Consider the following 10,310-nt stretch of genomic DNA (forward strand, 5'->3'; position numbering starts at 1 on the left):
GATTCGCATGGCCTTCAGATCAAACAATAGTCCTTTTACGCGGTTGTTTAAATTTTTGTTACTTATTCCGCCAATTTTCATGTTAATTATTACTTTTTTAAGATAACATGCATTTATTGGGTTTTTATGCATAAATCTTAGCATCAACTCGTAATCCGCAGCAGTTCCATATGCAAGGCTGTAGAAGCCATATTGTTGAAATAAATTCTTTTTACAATAAAAAGTAGGGTGTGGCGGCATCCAGCCCCAGTTAAACTTTCCGGGTGTATATTCTCCCGATCGCCATTTCCTTATTACTTTCTCCTGATGGTCAACATAATCAAGGTCGGCAAAAACAATATCACAGTTTTGCTTATTAAATAAGTTGGCTATATCATTTAGCGCATCGTCATAGGCAAAAAAATCATCCGCGTTCAACATCCCAATAATATCGCCGCTTGCCATTTTTATGCCCTTGTTCATCGCGTCGTATATTCCCTTATCGGGTTCTGATACTAAAATTTGGAAATGCCTGTCGTATTTGTGGATAATTTGAAGCGTATTGTCAGTTGAAGCTCCGTCAATAATTATATATTCGATGTTTTTAAAGGATTGTGCCAAAACAGATTGAAGACAGCACTCAATTGTGCTTTCAGCATTGAAAGAGACAGTGATGAGGGTAATTTTTAAATCGGGCACTAAACAAAAAATACAAGCGTTAATAGCGGCAAAATTACGTAAATTTGGAGCTGTTTACTAATTATTTAATCTTAAGAAAGAACAGGGAGTGTATGCATAAGTTAATTTACCTATATTTAATTTTAGCTGTAATTATTTCCTGTACATCTTGTTCCAACCAACAATACCAGGTGCTTTTTCAGCAAAGGAAAATGGTTTCAGCAGACAGTGCGGCTCTGAAGCCCGAAGTTGCCGCATATCAATATCACATAAAATCGCAGGATGTCCTTGAGATCCGGAATTTGCAAAACAGTAAAAATATTGTTGATCTTACGCCTGCACAAGGCGCTGTTTCTTCCCAGGGCGGGGCTACAACCCAATCAGAAACCTACCAGGTTGAAGAGGATGGTACGGTAGCGCTCACTGGTTTGGGCCACGTAGCGGTTGTAGGGCTAACAAGGTATGAGGCACAAAAAAAAATTGAAGAGCTTTACCAAAAGACATTTCTTAAACAACCCATCATCGCGCTAAAAATAGTAAACCTGAAGGTCACGATATTGGGTGAGATAAAATCGCAGGGCAACTTCCAGCTAACCAAGGACAAAACTACCCTTATTGAACTTATTGGAGAAGCGGGCGGTCTTACTGAAAAAGCCGACGAAAAAAATATTAAAATAATAAGAGGCAGCGAAAAGAGTCCACATGTAACCATGATCGACCTTAATGATATGGGGGCGATAAACGATCCGGCTGCGCTGCTTCAAAGTGGAGATATCATTTACATAGCCCAAAATAAGCGGGCAACACGTACAGATAACTTTCAAAACTTTTCAACATTGATACAACCTGCGTTAATTTTGTTTAATACAGCGCTGATCATATTTACCCTTGTGCGTAAGTAAATGGAAGAAACCGATAAGATACAGCATAAACTGCCGAGCCAGGAGATTGATTATTTTAAGATAGGCAAGATTCTGTTAAGCAGATGGTATTGGATTGTGGGGTCTGTTACCATTTGCATGCTGGCATCAAATGTATATTTATGGTATACGCCGAAAACGTTTGCTACCTCGAGTACCATGAAGTTTGAGGAAAAAAAATCTGAAATGGCAGATATAACGGGTGCTGGTGTGGCTTCAGACAGGGCAAACGCTTCCAGGATCCAAACTGAAACTATCGTTTTACAAAGCACACCGCTTTTGGAGAGCGCTATAAAACAACTTGATTACCGCATTAGTTTTTATATTGTTGGGCGGGTTCTTAACCGCACAAATGAGTTGTATCCTCAAAAACCACTTGATATTGAGTTGATAAAATTTGACAGTCTGAATTTTTTCCATGACCTGATCACTTATAAACCTATCAATAACAAGTCATTTAGTATCAGTTATAAAAACGGCAGCAAAGATATTCAATACGCTTGCAAGTATAACGTTCCGTTTACTATAGGTCCCACTGCATTTAGTATAAAATATCCGGGCGGGCTTCCGTCAACCGTTTCGTATTTATTTAAGTTGAATTCGCCAAATGACTTTATTGGGAGGATAAGGGGGGGCTTCCAGGCCAACGAAACAGCCAAAAACTCTAACATGATTGCGTTGCACGAGGTTGACTCAAACCCGCAGTTTGCGGCTGATATATTGAATGCCATTATGAAAGAATACCTGAATTACGATCGTAATCAGCGAACACTTTCTACAACGCACATGATCCAGTTTATCGACAGCCAGTTAGATTTTCTTTCAAGCCAGGTTAAGGGATCAGCCAACTCTATTGAACAATTTAAGCAGAATAAAAAAATAATGGATGTGGGTTCGGCATCTGAACAGGCGATGGGTAAAGCCAAAGATATTGAGGCACAACTTTCGTTGTTGAAAATACAATTGCTGGCTATCGATCAGCTAAAGCAGCAGATCGTCAAAGAAAAAGAAAATGCCAATCTCAGTTTTGACCTGGGTGGTGTGATTGAGCCACAGCTTAATGAGATTGTGGCCGGTTTGAATAACCTGCTTGCCGAGAAATATTCTTTATTAAAAACATACCTTCCCAATTCTCCACAAATTACTGATTTAAACCAACAAATTTTAGTTGCAAAAAATAATATTTTAACCAGTTTAAATAGTTCCCGTAATCTTATCGAGAATAAAGTGAAGTACCTGGATACCCAGATTGCGCCAATAAATCAGCAAATCTTGCAGATGCCGGCAGCAGAAAGGGATCTTTTTAGCTTAAAACGTGATTTTGAGATCAACGATAAAGTTTACTCCTTTTTATCTGAAAAAAAATTAGATGCCCAGATTAATAGCGCCGGAATTTTACCTGGCGCCACTATCATTGACCTGGCCCAACCTAATTTTGGCCCCGTATCGCCCGATGAACATGGCATCCGCCGCACGGGCATTATTTTTGGCCTGGTAATTGGCCTTGGGCTGATCATCCTGATAAGGGTGCTGAATCCTTACATCTACGACAAAGAAACGATCGAAAGTCTTACTTCTGTGCCTATTATCGGGGTAATCAGAAAATTTCCTGAAGAGATAGATGAATATAGCTCACAGATTCTTGCCATTACACGGCCTAAGTCCATTTTTGCAGAATCTGTCCGTTCCGTACGTACTAACTTAAGTTTCCTGGCGTCCGAAAAGGAGCATAAGATCATTTGTATCACTTCAGAAGTGGCTGGGGAGGGAAAATCATTTGTGGCTGTAAATTTATCGAGCACGTTATCCCTTATTAATAAAAAAGTAATATTAATCGCGGCCGATCTGCGTCGTTCAAAATTGCATAAGACCTTCCAGGTGCCCAATGATATTGGCTTAAGCAACTACCTGGCCAACCAATGTCAAGCGGAAGATATTGTAATGCATTCTTCTCAGGAGAATCTTGATTTCATTATATCGGGCCCGGTACCGCCAAATCCTTCCGAACTTTTGCATTCAGGCAGAATGACCGAATTGATAACAAAACTGAAGACTATTTATGATTTGATTATGATTGATACAGCGCCCATCGGGCTGGTTTCAGATGCGATACCGTTGATCAGGATGAGTGATGTTAACCTCTTTGTGATTCGCTCAGGAAAATCGAAATTTTATTCGGCAACGGTTCCGCAGCGCATTGCACAGGAATATCATTTGGATAATACCGTAATAGTATTGAATGCATACTCAGAAGATCTGCTACATTCCCGATACTACACCACTAAGTTTACTGGCGAGAATTATGGTTCAAGGTATTATTATTATTCTGATTATAGCGGGTATGAAAGCTCCGGCTATTATATAGATGAAAAGAAGAAACATTGGTGGGATATCAGACGGTGGTTCAACAGATAACAGGCGGGAAAAACTATGCCATTAAAATCAGCTGCAGGTATATGTAAGTGGTACCCGGTTTATACTCATCCCCGTTCTGAAAAAAAAGCATATGAAGCGCTGATAAAAAAAGGGGTTGAAGCCTATTTGCCGTTGCAGCGCCAACTTAAACAGTGGAGCGACAGGAAGAAATGGGTGGAGGAGCCGTTTATTAAATCATATTTATTTGTACGCATTAAGGAGCATGAGCAGACGGAAGTATTAATGACCAAAGGGATAGCGCGTTTTATATATTTCTCGGGAAGGATCACATCCATGCCTGATCGCCAGCTAAATGAGCTTAAATTGCTGATCGCCAGTCCATATGAATTGGAAGTTACCGAACAGGACCTGCAACCCGGGGAAAACATTGTAATTAAAGCCGGGCCATTGAAAGGACTTAAAGGTGAGATTATTTCTTACCGGTCGCAAAAACAACTTGCCTTGCGTTTAGAGAATTTGGGCTACTCCATAATTGTACACGTTTCAGCATCGTTGATAGACCGGTTTTAACGTTGATTGAATAGTTATAATAGGTAGCAGGAGGCATTTTGTTTATATTAATGCCATAATGTTTAAATGGAATGCAGCATTATAAATTGCTGAATTATAATAGGTTATACTTTATAAGTGTGACTTACGCGGCGAAGCTGTGAATGTATTTTTATATGTGTAGGATAGCAGGAATAATATCGAAAAGGCTTGAACAAAGTGAACTTGTTGAAAGGGTTACACTTATGTGTGATTCTTTAAAACATGGTGGTCCTGATGATGGAGGTGTATTTTCAGATGAAGGAGCGAACCTGGTATTCGGACACCGGCGGCTTTCCATAATAGATCTTAGCAAGAACGGGCACCAGCCTATGGCAGATGGTAAACAAAGGGTTTGGATAACCTTTAACGGCGAAATTTATAACTATCGTGAAATTAAAGAACAACTGTTAAAAGCCGGTGTATTATTTCACTCAAATACTGACACTGAGGTTATTATTAATGCTTACCTGCAATGGGGTACTTCGTCTTTTTCAAAACTGCGGGGCATGTTTGCCTTTGCTTTATATGATAAGGAAAAGGGAATAACATTTCTTGTAAGGGACGCTACAGGGGTTAAGCCCTTATATTATTATGCCGAAAATGGAACGCTTTGTTTTGCCTCAGAAATTAAAGCCTTTAAAATTTCGGGCATGACAATTGAGCCGGATCCGGCCTGGGCGGTTAGATTTTTAGCTTTCGGACATATTCCCGAACCATATACAACCCTAAAAGACGTTTTCAGCCTTAAAAAAGGGCATTACCTGTCATGGGATCATCATTCTGGCAGCTATAGTATTGCCAAATTTTACCATCACCCAGCTGTAAATTATATTACCAATGCCACGGATGCGAAAGAATATATTCGAAGCAGTTTGAAAGCAGCCATTAACAGGCAGCTGATGGCAGATGCGCCTATCGGCGTTTTTTTGAGCGGCGGCATTGATTCAAGCCTCGTATCATTGCTGGCAAATCAGCAAAAAGAACAGCAGTTAAAAACAATTTCTATTTTCTTTAACGAAAAAAGCTACGATGAACGCGCTTATCAGAATAATGTATTAGACCAGATAAGTGGCGAAAAGTATGCGCATTTGGTACAACAACAGGACTTTGAAGAGTTTTTTCCGAGAATAATTTCGGATATGGATATGCCAACTACTGATGGGATAAATTCATGGTTTATCAGCAAGTATGCGCATGAAGATGGGTTGAAGGCTGTACTTTCCGGAGTTGGAGCCGATGAGCTGTTTGGCGGATATCCTTCTTTTAACCGGATAAAATACCTTCAATATCTCAGGAAAATACCATCAGCATTATTCCGCGCGGCAAATTATTTTAAAACAGACAGGTACAGAAAAATATCCTTTTTAGCTCATGAACATTATTTGGCCGATTACTTATTGTTACGTGGGCTGTTTGTGCCTGTTGATATTGCCCGTATATTGAACATGGACATAAAAGATGTCGGCGAAATTTTATTTACTGAAACTGATGAAAATGACCTCGGTCCATACAATGAGGAACATGCGGCCTGGTTCGAGAGTAACCTTTATATGCAAAACCAGTTACTGAGGGATACCGATGTAATGAGCATGAGCCATGGCCTTGAAGTACGGGTGCCATTTTTAGATGAGGATTTTCAGCAAGTGGTGCAGGCAATATCGCCTGAAATAAGGTTCAGCAAAAACCAGCCCAAAAAGATATTAATTGATAGCTTTAAGGAAATTTTACCGGAAATGACGTGGAACAGGCCGAAAATGGGATTTACGTTTCCGTTTCAGGAGTGGATGAGTCGCCATAACGAGATCAGCAACGAAAAATTATATAGAGGTAAGTTTGCCCAGAATGAGGTTTTGAAATTTAAAAGCGGCCAGATGCATTGGTCAAAAGTATTTGCGCTTTATCAGATTCAATTACATGTCTAAAAAAGTAGTTCTATTTTCATTGCAAACGTTTAGCACTACCGGTGGTATCCAAAAAATGACGCGTACACTCGCCCATTCGTTATATAACCTTGCCAAAATCAACGCATGGGATTTTAGTTTATGGTCCGTATATGATTCAAATAAAGATTTAATGCCCCAATATTTGCCTGCTGATAATTTTGTAGGCTTTAATCTGATGCGCGTAAACTTTATTTTCAGGACGATATTTCAGTTAAAAAGGCCTGATGTTGTTATATTGAGCCATATTAACCTGGCTTCAGTAGGGCTGCTGCTGAAAATCATCAACCCTAAATGTAAAGTTTGGCTGATAACACACGGTATTGAGGTATGGAGGCCACTATCCCGGATTAAAATTGCGCTGTTAAAGCATTGCGACAAGGTGATATGCGTAAGCAACTTTACAAGGCAGCAAATGATAAGCCGGCATCAGACCGACCCTGCCAAATGTGTCGTTCTAAACAATGCGGTTGACCCGTTTATGAGGTTGCCGGAAACGTTTGCAAAACCGGTGCATTTATTAAGGCGATATAGGATAACAGAAGATAATCCTGTATTATTTACATTAACACGGCTGGCCTCAACCGAGCAGTATAAAGGGCACGACCAGGTGATAAAAGTGATAAGCCGTTTAAAACAAACGTATCCAAACATAAAATATATCCTTTCGGGAAAGTATGATCACAACGAGGAAATCAGGATCCAGAAACTCATTTCAGATCATCGGGTTGAAGAACAGGTTATACTTACCGGCTTTATTGATGAAAGCGAACTTTCTGATCATTTTTTACTGGCCGATGTGTTTGTATTGCCTAGCAAAAAGGAAGGTTTTGGAATTGTTTTTATTGAAGCGCTGGCTTGTGGCCTGCCTGTTATATGCGGAAATGTTGATGGAAGCGTTGATGCGATCTGCAATGGCGAGTTAGGTAAAGCCATAAACCCCGATGACCTGGCAGAATTGGAAAATGCGTTAACTGATTTTATAAAGACTGCTTCAACCAAGGAAGCCCGGAAATATCTGCAGGAACAAGGCCTGATGCATTTTAATGAAAAACATTATATGGAAAACTTAGAGGAACTAATAAACAATGGATAGGCCCGAAGAGGAAATTTGGGACATCGAAATTAGCCCCAGGAACAATCTTCTTGACCTGAAGCTAAAAGATGTATGGCATTACCGCGATCTGCTGGTATTATTGGTCCGAAGGGATTTTGTAGCATTTTACAAGCAGACCGTATTGGGGCCGCTTTGGTTTTTTTTGCAGCCCCTGGCAACTATCATCCTGTTCAATTTTGTTTTTGCTAATATTGCCAAAATACCAACCGGGTCAATTCCGCCACCGGTTTTTTATTTAGCGGGAACCATCATCTGGAACTATTTTTCAGACTGCTTAACCAAAACATCAACAGTATTTAAAGATAACTCAGCGATGCTTGGAAAGGTATATTTTCCGCGTCTCATCATGCCGCTGAGCATTGTCCTGTCAAACCTCATCAGGTTTGGTGTACAGTTTATGTTGTTTTTATTGCTGATGGTTATTTACGGTATCAAGGGATATCCTATCCACCCCAACTTTTACCTTTTGCTGTTCCCTGTGCTGATCGTATTGATCGCCGCGTTGGGTTTGGGTTTGGGGATGATGATCTCGGCGGTTACCACAAAATACCGCGACCTCACGTTTGTAGTAAGTTTCGCGGTGCCGCTTTTAATGTATACTACTACAGTAATCTACCCATTATCTGTAGCCCAGTCAAAATACCCCAAATACAGCTGGCTAATTAAATACAACCCGATCACCGTTGTTATTGAGACCTTTAGAAAGGGCTTTTTAGGCGAAGGTAGTTTTAACTGGGAATTACTGGGATTTGCTGCCGGCGCGACGATAATTATTGTGATCATTGGCACCATCATATTTAACCGGGTGGAGAAAAATTTTGTTGATACCGTATAATGACTAAAGTAATAAAGGTTGAAAATTTGTCGAAAGCATACCAATTGGGAGACTTCGGTACCGGTACTATTTCGCGCGACCTTGAACGTTATTGGGCCCGGATCCGCGGTAAAGAAGACCCTTTTTTAAAAATAGGCGAACTTAACGACCGCACCCAAAAAGGCACAAGTGATATCGTTTGGAGCTTACGCGACCTGAATTTTGAGGTTGAAAGGGGCGATGCAGTAGGAATTATAGGGCGAAATGGAGCAGGAAAAAGCACCTTACTTAAAATTTTAAGCAGGGTAACCTCGCCAACTGTCGGAACGGTTAAGATTAAGGGCCGCGTTGCCAGTTTATTGGAAGTGGGAACGGGCTTCCATCCTGAATTGACGGGACGGGAAAATATATATTTAAATGGCGCCATATTGGGTATGCGCAAGGCAGAGATCAAACGCAAGTTTGATGAGATAGTGGATTTTGCAGGCGTTGACCGTTATATTGATACCCCGGTAAAAAGATATTCATCGGGCATGTATGTGCGCCTGGCTTTCGCAGTCGCCGCTAACCTGGAGGCGGAAATTTTAGTAGTTGACGAAGTACTGGCCGTTGGCGATGCTGAGTTTCAAAAAAAATGCCTCGGAAAGATGGGTGATGTGAGTAAAGGCGAGGGCAAAACGGTTTTGTTTGTTAGCCACAACATGGGGAGCGTGCGCCAGTTATGCGATAAAGGAATATTGCTTACAAATGGCCAGATAGCTTTTACAGGTAACACAGAAGCAGCCATTAAGAATTATATGAACAGTTCCCTGGATCCAAAATCCGGAATTGTTGCTATAGGGCCTATGGCAGACACCATCAAAATAAAAAGTGTTACGGTGAATGGCAGCCCCCTGGATGTAGCGATTACGCCGAAGGATGAAATTAATTTTTGCATTAAATACCAATGTCTTAAATACCTGCCGGGGTTCAGGATCTCGCTGGTAATATTTAAAGACGGGGTAAGAGTGCTGACCGTACAGGACCTGGAAGAATCCACAGCGATTGAACCCGGGTATTACCGCTCAGATATCAAACTGCAAAGCTATTTTTTAAGGCCCGGTACCTATTCGGTAGCCGTGGGGGGGCATAATACCAACCACACCAATTTTTCGTTGGGTAATGTTGAATGGTTTTTTGTGACCGACATCAGCTCGTTCGAGGTACTTGAAGAATGGAGCAAAGTGTATGACTTCAACAATCTGGGAATAATAAACCTGCCTAATACCAGCGGCGTACGTACCGCGATAGGCAGTGATGACTAATACTATATGAACGTTGTTTACTTAAAGGAGATACTTATTTATATAAATCGTTTTTATCACAGATATATCGGCGTCCTTTGCAAATGTAGTGTAGTTGTAGCGCTACAAGTGCTACACGTGCTACAAAGCGCTACAAGACTGATTTTCAATATTTTAAGTGCTGACAAAATCTTGTCACTGACAAAAACATGTCAGCACTTTTACAGATATCGCGCCGTTTTAGTCAAGGCCAGGATGCAAGTGAACCTTAACTAAACGACACTGAATACTTTATGAAGATTTTTATATTGGATCCGCCGTCTGTATTTCAGCCCGAAACACAATCGTTTCAATATCCGGGGCATAACAAGGATTACGGCATAGAACAGGATTTTCATATCTGGCTTAAAAAACAAAAGGATTTGGTAACCAAAGATCCCCTGGCGGCCGATTGGCACTATTTACCCGTTTACTGGACCCGCTGGCATATCAACCATAATTTTGCCGAACATGGAGAAGGTCTTGAAGCGCTGCAGGCAGGGGTCGACAAAGTAGTGATTGACGATGCCAAAACATTCACCATTACCCAATTTGATGGAGGGATCCTGATTA

Annotated in this window: 9 protein-coding genes; 8 read left to right on the forward strand and 1 reads right to left on the reverse strand. The window is 40.8% G+C overall.

Annotated elements, in window-relative coordinates; translation table 11 throughout:
* Window positions 1-678 (reverse strand): glycosyltransferase family 2 protein (locus tag QZY09_RS11915; protein WP_295672676.1); only part of this gene is annotated, 678 nt, incomplete at its 3' end.
* 191 nt (window positions 679-869) lie between these two features.
* On the opposite strand from QZY09_RS11915, the gene QZY09_RS11920 reads away from it, so the two are divergent.
* The 8 genes from QZY09_RS11920 to QZY09_RS11955 all read left to right on the forward strand — a co-directional run.
* Window positions 870-1,559, forward strand: a complete 690-nt coding sequence (locus QZY09_RS11920) for a polysaccharide biosynthesis/export family protein (protein ID WP_295672678.1) — start codon at window positions 870-872, stop codon at window positions 1,557-1,559.
* Window positions 1,560-3,992 (forward strand): tyrosine-protein kinase family protein, encoded by a 2,433-nt coding sequence (locus tag QZY09_RS11925; protein ID WP_295672680.1) that lies wholly within the window; start codon window positions 1,560-1,562, stop codon window positions 3,990-3,992.
* A gap of 15 nt (window positions 3,993-4,007) precedes the next feature.
* Window positions 4,008-4,523: a UpxY family transcription antiterminator gene (locus QZY09_RS11930; protein ID WP_295672682.1), complete on the forward strand. Its 516-nt coding sequence runs from the start codon at window positions 4,008-4,010 to the stop codon at window positions 4,521-4,523.
* A gap of 155 nt (window positions 4,524-4,678) precedes the next feature.
* Window positions 4,679-6,466 carry an asparagine synthase (glutamine-hydrolyzing) gene (gene asnB, locus QZY09_RS11935; RefSeq protein ID WP_295672684.1) on the forward strand — a complete coding sequence of 596 codons (1,788 nt, stop codon included), beginning with the start codon at window positions 4,679-4,681 and terminating at the stop codon, window positions 6,464-6,466.
* Window positions 6,459-7,580: a glycosyltransferase family 4 protein gene (locus QZY09_RS11940; protein WP_295672686.1), complete on the forward strand. Its 1,122-nt coding sequence runs from the start codon at window positions 6,459-6,461 to the stop codon at window positions 7,578-7,580. Before asnB ends, QZY09_RS11940 begins: the two co-directional genes overlap by 8 nt.
* The gene (locus tag QZY09_RS11945) at window positions 7,573-8,436 is read left to right on the forward strand and encodes an ABC transporter permease (RefSeq protein ID WP_295672687.1); all 864 of its coding nucleotides are present in this window, start codon (window positions 7,573-7,575) and stop codon (window positions 8,434-8,436) included. The genes QZY09_RS11940 and QZY09_RS11945 overlap by 8 nt, the downstream gene beginning before the upstream one ends.
* Complete coding sequence (locus tag QZY09_RS11950) at window positions 8,436-9,719, forward strand: ABC transporter ATP-binding protein (RefSeq protein WP_295672689.1); 1,284 nt, start codon at window positions 8,436-8,438, stop codon at window positions 9,717-9,719. The genes QZY09_RS11945 and QZY09_RS11950 overlap by 1 nt, the downstream gene beginning before the upstream one ends.
* Window positions 9,720-9,991: 272 nt before the next feature.
* Window positions 9,992-10,310 (forward strand): hypothetical protein (locus QZY09_RS11955; protein ID WP_295672691.1); only part of this gene is annotated, 319 nt, incomplete at its 3' end.

Origin of the sequence: uncultured Mucilaginibacter sp. (assembly GCF_903913935.1) — a bacterium.
In the GTDB taxonomy this organism is placed as follows: Bacteria; Bacteroidota; Bacteroidia; order Sphingobacteriales; family Sphingobacteriaceae; genus Mucilaginibacter.

Coding starts and splice junctions, on each gene's coding strand:
- QZY09_RS11920 (WP_295672678.1), top strand. CDS start 870: ATGGTTTCAGCAGACAGTGCGGCTCTGAAGCCCGAAGTTGCCGCATAT.
- QZY09_RS11925 (WP_295672680.1), top strand. CDS start 1,560: ATGGAAGAAACCGATAAGATACAGCATAAACTGCCGAGCCAGGAGATT.
- QZY09_RS11930 (WP_295672682.1), top strand. CDS start 4,008: ATGCCATTAAAATCAGCTGCAGGTATATGTAAGTGGTACCCGGTTTAT.
- asnB (WP_295672684.1), top strand. CDS start 4,679: ATGTGTAGGATAGCAGGAATAATATCGAAAAGGCTTGAACAAAGTGAA.
- QZY09_RS11940 (WP_295672686.1), top strand. CDS start 6,459: ATGTCTAAAAAAGTAGTTCTATTTTCATTGCAAACGTTTAGCACTACC.
- QZY09_RS11945 (WP_295672687.1), top strand. CDS start 7,573: ATGGATAGGCCCGAAGAGGAAATTTGGGACATCGAAATTAGCCCCAGG.
- QZY09_RS11950 (WP_295672689.1), top strand. CDS start 8,436: ATGACTAAAGTAATAAAGGTTGAAAATTTGTCGAAAGCATACCAATTG.